The following is a 15790-nucleotide window of genomic DNA, read 5'->3' on the forward strand; positions in this document are numbered from 1 at the left end:
TAGGGTTGCGGAATTGAGGTTATTCTTGATGACATGGCATATAGAATAGCATCTACAATTGAGCCTCCATTAAAATTTAAAGCAATTGTTAATTGTTTGTCTATAGCATCCAATATTTCAAAAATAGGATATAAATACCCTGGAATAATACAAAAAACGATTATTATTGCTGAAATTGTAGATATGATAATAGTTCTTTTCATCTGTTTTTTGCACAAAAATAAGTGGAAATTTTGAAGACATTTTGTAGATTTTAGGACAATAGTGTTAAATATAGCATTTTATGTGGTGTTATTGGTACAAATGATAATGCTAAACTATAAGAACAGAAAAGTTTTATAAGACAAATTTATTATAAATAATATTTACGGGCGAATGTATTTGTGTTGGCCTTTCTGTATAGATTAATTTATTAATCATACTTATTATGCAATAATACTGCTTGGCATTATTCTCATTATGGATATGTTATTTGGATGAGATGTCTTGCCGTTGTAATGTATCGATTTATAGGTGGTTATGATTAATTCGTAAAGTGAATATTTATGATGATGGCCAATTATGGTAAGGATATCTTTATATATTATTTAAATGCTATGATAAAATGATTCTTGTTGTTAACGTGTTTGTATTCAATTTTCCAGTTGTGAAATTTGCATATCGCTTTTACGATGGATAACCCAAGACCGCTGCCCTTATTATCGCGTATCGGTCTATAAAAGCGGTTAAACAATAAGTTTTCATCAAGTGCCATTCCATTTGATGTATTTGAGATAATCATTCTGTCTTGCTCAACTGTTATTATTATTTCACCATTAATTTGGTTGTGTCTTAAAGCATTTACAATTAAATTGTTGATCATGCTTTCTAAAAGAGTGCTATTACATTTAATTATCATAGACGGAAGTTTAAAATCTCTTATAATAGTTATCCCATCAGATATAGAATGTAACAAGGGCAACATACGATTTAAGATATTTATTATATCAACTTCAGACATTTCACTATATTGATTGTTATCTATTCTTGCAAGCAATAATAGATTTTTGTTGAGGCGTGTCAGGCGTACGGTAAGATTATAAAGGTCTTGTATAGTATCTGCTTGCTTTTTAGTGAGATGCTCGTCTTGTAACAAATTATCGAGTTTGCTTTGGAATATAGCTAAAGGTGTTTGCATCTCATGTGATGCATTTTCTGTAAATTCTTTTTGTATATTATAACTTATCAGGCTGTTTCTCATAAGGATTGTTACAGCCTCATTTAATTTAGTAAATTCATTTACCTTGTTTTCCGGAAACTGTGGCACCTTTTTGTCCTCAAGTTTAAATCTGCTTATTTGGCTTAGTGTATAATAAAAAGGTGTCCAAAGCTTTACAGAAATATTTTTCATTATTAATATTACAGATATTCCGATGATGCATATTATCAGTCCGAATTGTATCATGATTCCATGCATGATGTCTCGTTCAACATCGAGTGGGGGAATGTCTTTTCCGTGTTTTATTGTATCAATAACCAGTATGAGGTCTTCTGCATAATAGTGTTTTGTGAGCCAATAAAATAATGGCGTTGCCAATAGCATGAGAATAGTTACGCAAATGGTGAACTGTAGCATGGCTTTGTCTATAAGATTACTTCTTCTCATTCTTCTATCCATTTGTATCCTGTACCGTAAATATTTTTAATACACTCTGAACATCCTTGTCTTGTAAGTTTTGCCTTCAGATTTTTGATATGCGTATATACAAAATTATGATTGTCTAGCATGTCGGCCATTTCTCCTGTTAAATGTTCAGCCATAGAAAGTTTTGATATAACCTTATTCTTATTGCTTATTAAAAATAACAGCAGTTCGTATTCTGTTCTTGTGAGGGTTATTGTTTCAGAGTTTATTGTTACGGTCTTTTTTAGCAGATCAATTTTTATGCCGTTGCTGCACAGAATGTTGCTGGTATAAAATTTTTTTCGTCTGATGATGGCGTATATTCGCATTTTAAGTTCCGGCAGACTAAACGGTTTTGCCAGATAGTCATCAGCACCTACTTCCAGGCCTGTTATTTTATCATTAATAGAGTCTTTTGCTGACACAATGATTACTCCTACTTGGCTATGTCTGTCTCTGATTTCTTTTAATAGTTCAAGGCCGTTCCCATCTGGCAGCATTATGTCAAGAACAATGCATTCATATTCATATAAATGCACTTTCATTTTTGCATCTGCAAAGGTGAATGCCTGTTCACACAAATAATTTTCAGAACTTAAGAATGTAACAATGTTGTCTGAAAGTTCTCTTTCGTCTTCAATTATAAGTATCTTCATTTTAACAATAAGAGTATGCTTCCGCCTGTGATTAATATTCCGCCCGCAATGGTTCTAAAGCTGATAGGTTCTTTTAATATTATAAATGACATAAATATAGTTAGTGGAACACTAAGTTTGTCTATTGGGGCAACGCGTGAAACATCACCATTTTGTAAAGCTTTAAAATAAAACAACCAAGAACATCCTGTGGCTATACCTGATAGAATAAGAAATAGCCATGAGTGTAAACTGATATCCTTAATCTTATCTTCAACTCCACAAAATAGAACAATGCCCCATGTCAATAATACTATTATTGATGTTCTTATGGCTGTAGCTAAGTCTGAATTTACATCTTTAATGCCTATTTTGGCAAATATAGCTGTTAATGAGGCAAATAGGGCGGACAATAATGCGTAATATTTCCACATAATACATTATATTCATATTGTGACGTAAAAATACATCATTTATATGTTAAAAACAAATATAATGAAATTTTTTATAGAAAAATAATATCTTTCTTCTTTTGAGCATTTTTCATTGTCGCAGATTAAATTATTCAACTTAAATTTTATGTATGCATTTGTTTCAATGAGATAATCCTATGGTTTATGCATGAAAACTCAGCCACTTTTTGTTCAAAAGTTACTGAGTTCTTATACGTAAATAATAGGTTTTCAAATTGAAACTATTTTGTGCTTTCTTCTATTGATGGTTCGTTCTTTGTGGCGAATTCGTACTAAAGTATAATGAGAATAATGCTAAATGTTTCAATTTTTATAAGGGAAATTAATTCGTCTTTTATGTTTCGCAATTTATATGTTTATGCTTTGATGTCAGGTCAAGGAAAACGCCTCTGTCTGCTTCATGATAAATGAGGTTATTATCCTTCTTTGTTTAATTAATATGAAAATATAAAGATGAAATTTGATTGATTAAATATAGAAATTTTAGTAGGATACTTTTCTCCCTAGTCTTCAGATAATTAGTATTTAATAAATCTTTAGTTGATGCAGCATTATCATGATTTACCAAGTTTGTTGAGCATATATTGGTAATAATAATTTGTTTCCATATCTTCTGGAAATAATTTTCCTAATACAATTTTACTTTCTTCAGGTGAAAATATTACTGCCTTTTTAAGATTTTTCAGAAATTCGTCTTCTTTATTTAGAGAGTAACAAATGGCTGCATAATATGCGTATCCCTTAGTCCAATTAGGATATTTCTTGTATAGCATTTGAAACATCTTGTATGCTACGTTAATATTTCCGCTTTCGTAAATAACGATTGCGGTCTTCATTACAATATTTGGAGAGTAGTCAGAGTCTTTGATTGCTTTAAGAAAATATTTTTTAGACTCATAAAAACGTCCGCTCCCGATAAGCAGGCTGCCTCTGTAAACCAACAATTCATTTTGGTCGCATCCTATATTTTGTGCTTTGTCAAGGACTGTCATACTCTCGTCAATTCTTCCAAGACGGCATAAAGCAAATGCCCAGTCTTTATAAATGTCTGTTAGCATTGGAGAATTCTCTGCAGATAATCTTTCTGCAATTTGAAAATGTTTAATGGCATTAAGATAATCCTCAAGCAACATATTACAGAATCCTATCAGAGTTTCGCCATTTTCGTCATTAGGGCATTGTTCGCAATATCTTGTATAATATTTCAAGGCTTCTTTATAATTCCCGAGATTATACAGACCGTTTGCTTTGTTTAGGAGCGCCGTTGCATTTTCAGGGTTAATTGCAAGGGCAAATTCACAACTTTGTATGGCTTCCTCAATATTATTGCATAAAAATTGTGAAGATGCAAGCGAGTTCCAATATTGAGTGGAGTAGGGGTTATTGTCTATTAATTCATTAAATAGCTCTTGGCTTTTCTTATAATCGCCATTTTCCATCATAATCCTTGCATATTGCTCTTTATATTCGACTGTATCAACTGCTTCTGATTTCTTTATCCACTTATTTGCTTTTCCTATAATGTTATAGTCTATGTATAGAGCTGTTGTGTCAATGGCAAAATAGTCTTTTTCGTCATCATCAATTTCTTCGTATTTATTTTCAAGGTAGTTGTCGGCTTCTTCTATTTTCCCCTCATTAATCATTATTTCTGCCTTGAGGTAGAAATATTCTAAATCATTCTTGTCGTTAATTAAGTCTGCGTATAAATTGGCTTTATTAATGTCATTGTAATCCAGAAGTGCCATTCTCGCTTTAAATAAAAGCGGAGCGGCAGCTCCTGGATATAGGTCTATAGCTCTGTTGATTATCTCTATTGCTGCATTAACTTTGCCATGATTATAGTAATATTCAGCAATATCAACAAATTCTTCGGAATCTAATATTATTTCCTGTCCACGCCTTTCAGCTTCTTCAAATTTTTTCAGAGTGGCTTTGAATTCGTTTGACTCAAAATAATCTTCAGAGTTATTATATGACATCTATTCAATTTTTATTAATTTTAGACCATGTGTCCTTTAGGCCGACTGTTTTGTTGAAAACAAGATGGTCGGGGGTAGAACTTAAATCGGCCATGAAATATCCAATGCGTTGGAACTGCAGATATTCTCCCGGCTTCTTTTCTGCTGCGAATTTTTCAACATAACACTCAGGGATAATTGTGAGCGAGTCTGGATTAAGAAGCTCTCTGAAATCCCTTTCGTCAGCAGAAGGATTCTCCACGTTAAACAGACGGTCGTATATTCTTACTTCTGCTTTTTGGCAATAGTCTGCACTTACCCAATGGAGCGTTCCTTTTACTTTGCGGTTTGCTCCCTCCATGCCGCTTTTGCTGATAGGGTCATATTCGGCTTGTATCTCTGTAATGTTACCGTTCTCGTCTTTTGTACATCCTGTACATTTAACTATATATGCATTTTTAAGGCGTACCTCTTTTCCTGGAGTCATTCTGAAAAACTTTTTAGGAGCATCTTCCATAAAGTCTTCACGTTCAATCCATAGATTCCTGCTGAAAGTAATCATATGGCTTCCATCAGCTTCGTTTTCAGGATTGTTGATTGCCTCCATTTCTTCGGTTTGACCCTCCGGATAGTTTGTGATAACAAGTTTCACGGGATTGACAACAGCTGAAACCCTTATAGCTCTTTTGTTAAGGTCGTCACGGACAGCAGCTTCGAGAAGTGCCATATCATTAAGAGCATCAAACTTTGTATATCCGATACTCTTTATGAAGTTTCTAATGCTTTCTGGTGAATACCCTCTTCTGCGCATACCGCAAATAGTCGGCATACGAGGATCGTCCCATCCGTTTACTTTATGCTCATCAACAAGCGCATGTAATTTACGTTTGCTCATTACAGTATATGTAAGATTTAGACGATTGAATTCAATCTGTCTGGGACGATTGTCATTGATGTCTTCTGTTTCACCTTTATATGCTTTCAGTTCGTCAATGAACTTATCATAGAGTGGACGGTGGGGGACAAATTCGAGTGTGCATATTGAATGAGTTACTCCTTCGAAGAAATCACTTTGGCCGTGTGCAAAGTCATACATCGGGTATGCATGCCATTTTGTCCCTGTACGATGATGTGGTGTATGTATTATACGATACATAATAGGGTCACGGAAATGCATATTCGGATTTGCCATATCAAGTTTAGCTCGTAGAACCATAGAGCCTTCTTCCACGTCAGGAGTGTTCATCTTATTGAAGAGCTCAAGGTTTTCTTCAATAGGTCTGTCTCTATAGGGCGATGGTGTGCCGGGCTGTGTTGGTGTCCCTTTCTGCTCGGCAATCATTTCACTTGACTGTTCGTCTATATATGCTTTTCCTTCTTTGATCATCCATACGGCAAAATCCCAAAGCTGTTGGAAGTAGTCAGAAGCATAATAAACGTTTTCCCAATGAAATCCCAGCCACTTTATATCATTAAGAATAGAATCAACATACTCGGTATCTTCTTTGCTTGGGTTTGTGTCATCGAAGCGTAGATTGCAGATGCCGTTGTATTTCTCAGCGACACCGAAATCCATGCAAATAGCCTTAGCGTGTCCTATGTGTAAGTATCCGTTTGGCTCAGGCGGAAAACGTGTTTGTATTCTTCCTCCGTTTTTACCTTCTGCCAAGTCGCTTTCTACTAGTTGTTCAACAAAGCTAAGACTTTTCTTCTCTTCATTCTTAATCTCTTCGTTCATTACCATAATAATCTGAATTATTGTGCAAAGATAATGTAAACCTAAGACAAAACAAAACAAATTGTAGTCGTTTTTATTGTTTTGTGTGGCTTATGTTATTAGTAATCAAAGACAAACTAAGAAATTGCAACTAATATTTACTGGGTTTACCGTTTAATTTAATCTTTGTCTTAATTTATATGCATTAAACAATGCAGGACTATGATTTAGTGATCTTATTATTAGATCCTCTAAAATCATAGTCCTGCACTTGACATATATTGTGATTATTGAATTCCTCTTTTATTTAATGCTTCAGAGTATTTTGCTGCATTCTTTAAATGTTCGTCATATGTTTCAGCAAAGTTATGTGTACCGCTAAAATCTTCTTTTGCACACATATATAAATAATTGTGATGAACGTGATTTAACACTGCATCGATGCCCGCAACAGTTGGAATCCTTATTGGGCCGGGAGGCAGACCTATATTTTTATATGTGTTATATGGGCTTTTAACGGTCAACATGTTATTGTAAATGCGCCTTATGTTGAAGTCCTGCAATGCAAATTTTATAGTCGGGTCTGCTTGTAATGGCATCCCTGCTTTTAATCTATTGTAATACATTCCTGCAATCATAGGCTTTTCTTGGTCGTTTGCAGTTTCTTCGTCAACAATACTTGCCATTGTTATTACCTCTTCTTTTGTCAAGTTCATGGCTTTAGCCTTTTGAGTCCGCTCAAAATTCCAGAACTTTTTGTTTTCTTTATTCATTTTTTCTAGAAATTTGTCTACGGAAATGTTCCAATATAATTCATATGTATTGGGGATAAACATGCACAATATTGTTTGTGTTGTATATCCGTATTTTGCACATGTTGCAGAATCTGTCAGTGCTTTATGTATTGACAAACTATCCATCATCATTTTCTTTGAGATGATTTCAGCAAGCTTATCAACTGTTCTTACACTTGGTATTGTAAGGTTTACTGATGATTGAAGGCCATTTTTTAGTTTTCTGAACACTGTAAATGCGCCATTTCCTTTTTCAATCTCATATCGTCCGGTTCTGATATTTTCTGTATATGAACTATATTTTACCAATATTTTGAAGCCTGACATAGAGTTGCTTGTTGCTATAGGCTCAAGTTTTGCATATACAGAGTCAATATTATCGTCATCATCTATATATACATATGTGTTGTTTTCTTTTGTAGACATTGAAGAAAATAAATAATAATAGCAAAGAAGACATGCTATTACAGCGCAAATAGCTGTTACAATTAGAATTTTTTTTGATGTTGCCTTTTTCATTTCTGTGGTTTTTTATTCGGGCGCAAAATTACATTTTATTTTTGAATTAGAATAGAATATAATTATATTTTATTTTTTAATGTTTCGTGATATTGAATTTTATTTTGTCGGGTCATTTTATTTGGCTGTACATAAGGTGAGTGATTAATGCATGTAATGGAGTAGTTCAAGCAAGATAAATGATTTATAATGAAATGCTTGTGACTAAGGACGTATTCTATTCAGTCTAAAATAAATGTTAATGCTATGTATTGTGGAATACTAAAAGTTTTTTGCTAATGAAAAAGTATTATATGCTAATTCATAAAAATCGTATTGAAATATTTGCAGCATTGAGAATAAATATGTAATTTTGCATCATCAAAAGATGTAAATACAGACCGTATTAGTTCGATCGGGATACTCATCAAATTAAAACTGAAAACCGAGAAGACTTCTTTTGCTAATGGCGGGCCACAATATCTTATGATATAGCTGTAAAGCCGGTGGATTACAAAGGCGGAGAGCTCTCAAATCCTTATATTGCTCGGAGTTTCATCACATCACTGGTACGGTCTTTTTCAGTATAAAGGGCAGGATTGTATCCTGCCCATATTGTTTAATTTAAAAGTTATCATTATTATGTTTTCTGGAATTATAGAAGATATGGCTATAGTGTCTGCAATTGAAAAAGATAAAGATAATGTAAATTATACATTCAGATGTTCTTTTGCAAATGAATTGAAAATAGACCAAAGTGTTTCACATAATGGCGTGTGTCTTACTGTTGTGAACCTTGATAATGATGAGTATACTGTTACAGCCATGAAGGAGACATTGGAGCGTTCAAATCTTGGCTTGTTATCTGTTGGTGATAAAGTTAATGTTGAACGTTCAATGGTAATGAATGGACGTCTTGACGGGCATATTGTGCAAGGTCATGTTGATATGACGGCTGAATGTATTAATATTGAAGACGCCAACGGCAGTACTTATTTTACGTTTAAATATCCGTTTGACAAAGAGATGGCTCGTCGTGGATATTTTACAGTAGATAAAGGTAGTGTAACGGTAAATGGTGTTTCTCTTACTGTATGTAACCCGACCGCGGACACATTTCAGGTCGCGATAATTCCTTATACATTTGAACATACAAATTTTTGTGATATTAAATTAGGAAGTAAGGTCAATATCGAGTTTGATATTCTTGGGAAGTATATAGCCAGGTTAAGTTCTTTATCATAATTAAATAACTTTTGTTAAGACTTTTGGCGAAAATCGACAAAATGGATAATTGTCTCTACTAAGTAGTTACATATATCCATTTTGTTTTTTATGTATTTTTTTTCTTCTTATTTTTGCATACAGATTATTTAATGCAAGGATATGAAGATAACAAAATTTTTTATGATCGGTGCATTGTTTTTGACACCTGCGATAGCGTTCGCTGGCGAGGTAAAACAGTGGACTTTAAAGGAATGCATTGATTATGCGATTAAGAACAACATAAAGATACAAACCGGTATCCTTTCTGTTGCATCTACAAAAGAAGATGTTAAAGAGGCAAGCGCAAGTCTTTTTCCGTCATTGTCGTTTTCAACTACTCATCAGGCCGGTTATCAACCTTTTTTAAGTGGTGATAAATCTCAAACGGATAAAGGTAGCTATGCTGGCGATTATGGATTAAATGCAACTTGGACTGTATGGAATGGAAATAAAAATCATAACAATATAAAATTGCAGAAGATAACAAGCCAGCAGGCCAATTTAAGCTTAGAAGAAAATGTTAATAGTATTCAGGAGCAGATCGTCCAGCTTTATGTTCAGATTTTATATGTCAGCGAAGCTGTTGATGTAAACGCTCAAATACTTGAGATAAGTAAACAGAATGCGGCAAGGGGAAAGGAAATGTACGATGTCGGCTCGTTGTCAAAAGCTGATTTGGCTCAACTTGATGCGCAGGTCGCTACAGATGAGTATAATCTTGTAAATATTAAAGGTGAATTAGAAGATTATAAGCTTCAGATGAAAAACCTTCTTAGGTTAAACTATGATTATGTTTTTGACATAGCTTTGCCTGGTTCAACAGATGAACAGGCTCTTGGAGTTATACCTTCTGCAAAAGAAGTCTTAGATAATGCTCTTTCGCTTCGCCCGGAAATGCAAAATGCAAAATTAGGTGTTGAGGCCAGTAATTTGGATATTGAGATTGCTAAAGCTGGTTATAGTCCCACAATAAGTCTTTCTGGAGGAGTGGGGACAAACACGCTAACAGGTATCGGGCAAAATTGGACAAATCAAATGAAAAGCAATTTTAATGGTTCGCTAGGCGTCACCTTAAGTATACCAATATTTGACAATCGTTCAACTAAAACAGCAATTAATAAGGCAAAGATGGGGCTTCAGCAATCAGAACTTGAAGTTGCAGATGCTCAAAGTAATCTTGCTTTAACAATTCAAGGATTTTGGATAAATGCGATGACAAATCAACAGCGTTTTAGGTCGGCACAAGTTAGTGTTAGTAGTGCAGAAGAAAGTTATGGGCTTTTAAGTGAACAATTTCGTTTAGGTCTTAAAAATATTGTTGAGCTTACTAATGCAAAAACAGTATTACTTAATGCTCAGCAGAGTCGTTTAGAGAGCAAATATATGACCATTCTTTATTTGCAACTACTTAATTTCTATAAAGGTGAAGAAATGAATTTAATATAACCCGGTAAAATGAAGAAAAAGATTATCATTAGTTTGGCAGTTGTTGTCATTATCGTTGTTTGTTGCAGCTTGTTTTTCTGCGGCAAAGGAAAGCATGAGATTTCATATGACACTGCTGTAGTTGGTGTGAGCAATATTTCTAATAGTGTTACAGCGACAGGTACGATAGAGCCTGTGACATCTGTTGACGTTGGTACACAGGTCTCTGGTATAGTTGATAAAATCTATGTCGATTATAATACTGTTGTCAAAAAAGGACAGGTTATAGCTGAACTGGATAAGACAAATCTTATCAGTGAGTTAAATATTGCAAAGGCTAATTTGAGCGATGCAACTAGTAACTTGCGTTACCAGCAGGCTAATTATAAACGCTATAATGCGCTATATAAAAAAGGTCTAATTAGCGCTGATGATTATGAGAATGCATTATTGTCATACCGTCAGGCACAAGATGCAGTAAGACAGCAAAAAGAGAGCGTTCAGAAAGCTCAGACTAATCTTGGATATGCTACTATCACATCACCAATAGATGGAGTCGTACTGTCAAAAGAGGTTGAAGAAGGGCAGACTGTTGCGGCTAGCTTTGAAACTCCTACATTGTTCACTATTGCAAGAGATCTTACGGACATGAGAGTGATTGCAGATGTTGATGAAGCTGATATTGGTGATGTTAAAGAAGGAGAACGCGTTTCTTTTACAGTTGATGCTTATCCGGATGACACTTTTTCAGGTACCGTTACTCAGGTTAGGCAGGAGGCCACGACAACTAATAATGTCGTTACTTATGAGGTGGTAATTAGTGCTCCTAATAAGGATTTAAAGTTAAAACCAGGTCTTACTGCCAATGTTACAATTTATACACTTGAGAAATCTAATGTGTTGAGTGTCCCGAATAAGGCATTAAGGTTTACTCCTACAAAGGAACTGATAGGAGATGCTGTAATAAAAGATTGTAAAGGAAGTAAAAAAGTTTGGACATTTAGTAATAATGTTTTTGAGGCTCATCCTGTAACTGTTGGAATCAGTGATGGAATTAATACAGAGTTGCTTGGTGGTATCAAAAAAGGTGCAAAAATAATAACAGAGATAAAAGTCGGTATGGGCAATGGGGGCAATGCAGTTCCGCCATCTGAGGCTTCAATGCAGGAGTCTAGTCCGTTTGCTCCTAAAGGGCCTGGTCAAAACAAGAAAAAATAATTAATAAGGAAATGTCAGATATTAATTCAGATAATCGTAAGGTAGTCATTGAACTTCAGAATGTGTTTCGTGATTTTCATGTTGGTGATGAGACTGTACATGCCCTGCGAGGTGTATCTTTTAAAATATATGAAGGAGAATTCGTTACCATAATGGGTAAGTCTGGTTCTGGTAAATCAACTCTTCTTAATCAATTAGGATGTCTCGATACTCCTAGTCGTGGTGAGTATTATCTTGACGGCATATCTGTACGTAAAATGAAAAAGCCGGAAAGGGCTGTATTGAGGAATCGCAAGATAGGCTTTGTATTTCAAAATTATAATCTTTTGCCAAAGACAACCAGTATAGAGAATGTAGAGCTTCCTTTAATGTACAATCCTGGTATTAGTGCAAAAGAACGTCGTGAGCGTTCAATAGAAGCTCTGAAGGCTGTCGGATTGGGCAATCGTCTTTATCATAAGTCAAATCAGATGTCTGGAGGTCAGATGCAACGTGTCGCCATTGCGCGTGCATTGGTCAATAATCCAGCTGTTTTACTTGCAGATGAGGCTACAGGAAATCTTGACACGCGCACGTCTTTCGAGATATTGGTCCTATTCCAGAAATTGCATGCAGCAGGAAGAACTATTATTTTTGTAACGCATAATCCTGATATTGCGAATTATTCGAGTCGGAATATAGTCCTTCGTGATGGTATTGTAAGAAGTGATGAAGTTAATAATAATATTCTTTCTGCTGCTAAGGCTCTTGCAGAGCTGCCGCCTTCTCGAGATGATTGATTTATTTATATGGTGAGATTAATTCGTATTTATATGGGCTCGGACTTTCATATAATGTAGATTTATCGTACCTTTGGGAAATTTAAAAGCTGAGGTTTAAAAAGAGATTAAAGAACAAATGAGTATAACCAATTTATTTAAGATAGCATTACGTGCGATAGCAGCAAACAAGCTGCGCTCTTTTCTTACGATGCTTGGTATAATAATTGGTGTGGCATCGGTTATTACCATGTTGGCAATAGGACAGGGCAGCAAGCAAAGTATACAAAAACAAATATCCGAAATGGGGTCAAATATGATAATGATTATGCCTGGGCAGGATATGCGTGGAGGTGTGCGACAAGAAGCTTCTTCAATGGAAACGCTTAAATTGACAGATTATGAAGCACTAAAAGATCAATGCAAATATATTAGTGCAATAAGTCCTGTGGTAAATAGTTCTGGCCAGTTTATCAATGGTAATAACAATACACCATCAACGATATATGGAGTGAACCAGGATTATTTGACAATACGAAAATTGGACGTTGAAGACGGAGAGATGTTTTCAGATGAAGATATAAAGTCTAGTGCAAAAGTTTGTGTTGTTGGAAAAACTGTTGTTGATAATCTTTTTCCTGATGGATCTGATCCCGTAGGGAAGGTTATACGTTTTAACACGATTCCTTTTCGTATTGTAGGTGTCCTGAAAAGTAAAGGATACAATTCTATGGGTATGGATCAGGACGATTTGGTGCTTGCGCCTTATTCGGCTGTTATGAAACGTATACTTGCTATAACCTATGTACAGAGTATTTCATGTTCTGCTCTTACTGAGGACTTGACAGATAAAGCTACAGAAGAAATTACATCGATTTTACGTTCTCAGCATAAACTAAAGGATGCCACAGATGATTTTGAAGGCGATGAGGATGATTTTAATATACGTTCTCAAGAAGAGTTGGCTACCATGATGAACTCAACGACAGACCTAATGACAATCTTGTTGGCATGTATTGCAGGCATATCTCTTGTCGTAGGAGGTATTGGAATAATGAACATCATGTATGTCAGTGTTACTGAACGTACTCGTGAAATCGGTTTGCGTATGAGTGTCGGAGCAAGAGGGGTAGACATCCTGAGCCAGTTCCTCATAGAGTCAATTCTTTTAAGTGTTACTGGTGGATTAATTGGGGTACTCATGGGTATAGGTGCTACTTTTGGAGTAAATATATTTGCCAAATGGCCAGTGCTTATACAGCCTTGGAGTGTATTCCTTAGCTTTTTTGTCTGTACGGCAACTGGAGTTTTCTTTGGATGGTATCCGGCCAAGAAGGCTGCTCAACTTGATCCGATAGAAGCTATTAGGTATGAGTAGGCTAATATGAATTGATTAAGAAATTAGAATTGATTGGAAACTATGAGCAAAAAGAACGCATTCTTAATTATTTTTCATCTGTTTTGTTGGATTATCGTTGCCTTGCCTTCGGTTATCTTTGTTCCACAGCGCATACAGTATGATGCCGTGATGTATCTTATCCGCTTGTGTTTCCCTGCGTTTATGTGCGTCATATTTTATCTTAATTATTTTTGGCTTGCTCCACGTTGCATAATTTCAAGTCGTCGAAAAAATGTTTATATTGTAATTAACGCTTTTGTTATTACAATATTGGCGATATGTATGCAATTTATGATGGATTATATACATATACGTGAGATGGAGGCTGGTTGGACGCCACCACAACATGAACGCTTTACAAAAATGTCTGTATTCTTATCATTGACCATTCGCAATGGTTGTTCATTTGCTTTTTCTGCAGCAGTGGGAACCTTATTGTGTCTTGCGATGAAATGGCAAAAAGCCGAAGCCGCAAGACGCGAAATGGAAATACAAAAAACAGAGGCCGAATTAAAAAATTTGCGTAACCAAATTAATCCACATTTTCTGCTTAATACATTAAATAATATATATGCACTTATCTCTTTTGATCAGTCAAAGGCACAGAAGGCCGTTCTTTCTTTGAGCGCTTTATTGCGTCAGATGCTTTATGGTACACAGAAAAATTCTATAACCTTGAAAGAAGAGGCTGATTTTATTACACATTATGTTGATTTAATGCGTATTAGAACAGGTGAAAACGTTAATATAAAATTAAATATATCCATACCGCCTTCTAATGATATATTCATTGCGCCGGTAATATTAATCTCATTAGTAGAGAATGCTTTTAAACATGGTATTAGTCCTACTATGACTAGCTTTATTTCAATCAATCTGTTTTCTGATGGTGAAAAAATTGAGTTTGAAATAAAAAACAGCAATTTCCCTAAAAATAATTCAGATAAAAGTGGGCATGGCATTGGTCTTAAGCAAGTTGCGAAACGTTTGGACCTTGCATATAAAGATAAATATGAATGGATAAAAGGTGTAGATGATTTAAATAAAGTATATTACTCTAAAATTATTATTTATGATATTAAATTGTGCGATAATAGATGATGAACCATTAGCAGCGAGATTGCTTGCCAGTTATGCAGAGAAGACTCCTGAATTAAAACTTACAGGAACTTATGATAGTGCTGTTTCTGCAATGAAAGTGTTAAGAAATAATCCTGTTGATTTGTTGTTCCTAGACATTCAGATGCCTGAACTTAGTGGGCTTGAGTTTGCTAATATTATACCGAAGGAAACTCGTATTATTTTTACAACGGCTTTTGACCGTTATGCTATTGATGGCTACAAGGTTAATGCTATAGACTATCTTTTAAAACCGATAAGTTATGAGCAGTTTGTTATGGCTGTCAATAAGGCTGTTGAATGGTTTAAGACAATGAATCGTCAGGAGACAATGTCGCAAGACAAGTTTTTGTATATTAAAAGTGAGTATAAACTAGTAAAGGTTAGATTTGATGATATCCTTTATATCGAAGGCCTAAAAGACTATATTAAAGTGTATCTTGTTGATAACAAGAAACCAGTATTGTCTCTTATGAACATGAAGAAGTTGGAGGATTTTCTTCCACATCCGCCTTTTATGAGAGTTCATCGGTCTTTTATTGTTAATATGACAAAAGTGGAGATGATTGATCGTGGGCGCATCATTATTGGCAGTACGATTATTCCTGTTTCAGAAAGTTATAAAAATCAGTTCCAAAGTTTTATTGATAACCATATTTTGCAATAATAGACAGAAGGCTACTTGGGGATATTTATGTAATTTATATTTTAAATGATATACGTATTTATCCTTATGTGGGTGAAATTGTGGTAATGAAGAGCAGAATGACATGATAAGTTCATTTATTCATGTGAATAATGCCCATGCTCATATTATTTTGAATACGAATGTAATATAAAGATAGGCGGCAAGTATATTACTTG

14 protein-coding genes are annotated in these 15790 nt (G+C 34.8%); 7 read left to right on the top strand and 7 right to left on the bottom strand.

Annotation, left to right across the window (positions count from 1 at the left end):
• From QVO66_RS04360 to mltG, 7 genes are all read right to left on the bottom strand, one after another.
• Positions 1 to 203: hypothetical protein (locus QVO66_RS04360; RefSeq protein WP_288172588.1), on the bottom strand; the 203-nt coding region annotated here is incomplete at its 3' end.
• Between the two features lie 380 nt (positions 204 to 583).
• Positions 584 to 1645, bottom strand: coding sequence for a sensor histidine kinase (locus QVO66_RS04365; RefSeq protein WP_021854195.1), 1062 nt, complete (start codon positions 1643 to 1645; stop codon positions 584 to 586).
• Positions 1642 to 2319, bottom strand: a complete 678-nt coding sequence (locus QVO66_RS04370; RefSeq protein ID WP_021854196.1) for a response regulator transcription factor — start codon at positions 2317 to 2319, stop codon at positions 1642 to 1644. Before QVO66_RS04370 ends, QVO66_RS04365 begins: the two co-directional genes overlap by 4 nt.
• The gene (locus QVO66_RS04375) at positions 2316 to 2732 is read right to left on the bottom strand and encodes an EamA family transporter (RefSeq protein WP_021854197.1); all 417 of its coding nucleotides are present in this window, start codon (positions 2730 to 2732) and stop codon (positions 2316 to 2318) included. The genes QVO66_RS04370 and QVO66_RS04375 overlap by 4 nt, the downstream gene beginning before the upstream one ends.
• 593 nt (positions 2733 to 3325) lie before the next feature.
• Entirely contained in the window at positions 3326 to 4753 is a 1428-nt protein-coding gene (locus QVO66_RS04380) for a tetratricopeptide repeat protein (protein ID WP_021854198.1), read from the bottom strand.
• A gap of 4 nt (positions 4754 to 4757) precedes the next feature.
• A complete protein-coding gene (locus tag QVO66_RS04385; protein WP_288172589.1) occupies positions 4758 to 6476 on the bottom strand; it encodes a glutamine--tRNA ligase/YqeY domain fusion protein in 1719 nt (572 codons plus the stop codon).
• 260 nt (positions 6477 to 6736) lie between these two features.
• Positions 6737 to 7762: an endolytic transglycosylase MltG gene (gene mltG / locus QVO66_RS04390; RefSeq protein ID WP_021854200.1), complete on the bottom strand. Its 1026-nt coding sequence runs from the start codon at positions 7760 to 7762 to the stop codon at positions 6737 to 6739.
• Positions 7763 to 8383: 621 nt separating this feature from the next.
• On the opposite strand from mltG, the gene QVO66_RS04395 reads away from it, so the two are divergent.
• From QVO66_RS04395 to QVO66_RS04425, 7 genes are all read left to right on the top strand, one after another.
• On the top strand, positions 8384 to 8986 hold the full coding sequence (locus tag QVO66_RS04395; RefSeq protein ID WP_021854201.1) for a riboflavin synthase: 603 nt from the start codon (positions 8384 to 8386) through the stop codon (positions 8984 to 8986).
• Positions 8987 to 9127: 141 nt separating this feature from the next.
• Positions 9128 to 10453 carry a TolC family protein gene (locus tag QVO66_RS04400; protein WP_021854202.1) on the top strand — a complete coding sequence of 442 codons (1326 nt, stop codon included), beginning with the start codon at positions 9128 to 9130 and terminating at the stop codon, positions 10451 to 10453.
• 9 nt (positions 10454 to 10462) lie between these two features.
• On the top strand, positions 10463 to 11650 hold the full coding sequence (locus tag QVO66_RS04405; RefSeq protein WP_021854203.1) for an efflux RND transporter periplasmic adaptor subunit: 1188 nt from the start codon (positions 10463 to 10465) through the stop codon (positions 11648 to 11650).
• An 11-nt stretch (positions 11651 to 11661) separates the two neighbouring features.
• The gene (locus QVO66_RS04410) at positions 11662 to 12429 is read left to right on the top strand and encodes an ABC transporter ATP-binding protein (RefSeq protein WP_021854204.1); all 768 of its coding nucleotides are present in this window, start codon (positions 11662 to 11664) and stop codon (positions 12427 to 12429) included.
• 118 nt (positions 12430 to 12547) lie between these two features.
• Positions 12548 to 13786 (top strand): ABC transporter permease, encoded by a 1239-nt coding sequence (locus tag QVO66_RS04415; protein WP_021854205.1) that lies wholly within the window; start codon positions 12548 to 12550, stop codon positions 13784 to 13786.
• A 42-nt stretch (positions 13787 to 13828) separates the two neighbouring features.
• Positions 13829 to 14908 carry a sensor histidine kinase gene (locus QVO66_RS04420; protein WP_021854206.1) on the top strand — a complete coding sequence of 360 codons (1080 nt, stop codon included), beginning with the start codon at positions 13829 to 13831 and terminating at the stop codon, positions 14906 to 14908.
• Entirely contained in the window at positions 14880 to 15593 is a 714-nt protein-coding gene (locus tag QVO66_RS04425; protein ID WP_021854207.1) for a LytR/AlgR family response regulator transcription factor, read from the top strand. Before QVO66_RS04420 ends, QVO66_RS04425 begins: the two co-directional genes overlap by 29 nt.
• Positions 15594 to 15790: the final 197 nt, after the last annotated feature.

This window comes from Prevotella sp. CAG:255, from assembly GCF_000431195.1.
Classification (GTDB): Bacteria; Bacteroidota; Bacteroidia; order Bacteroidales; family Bacteroidaceae; genus Prevotella; species Prevotella rara.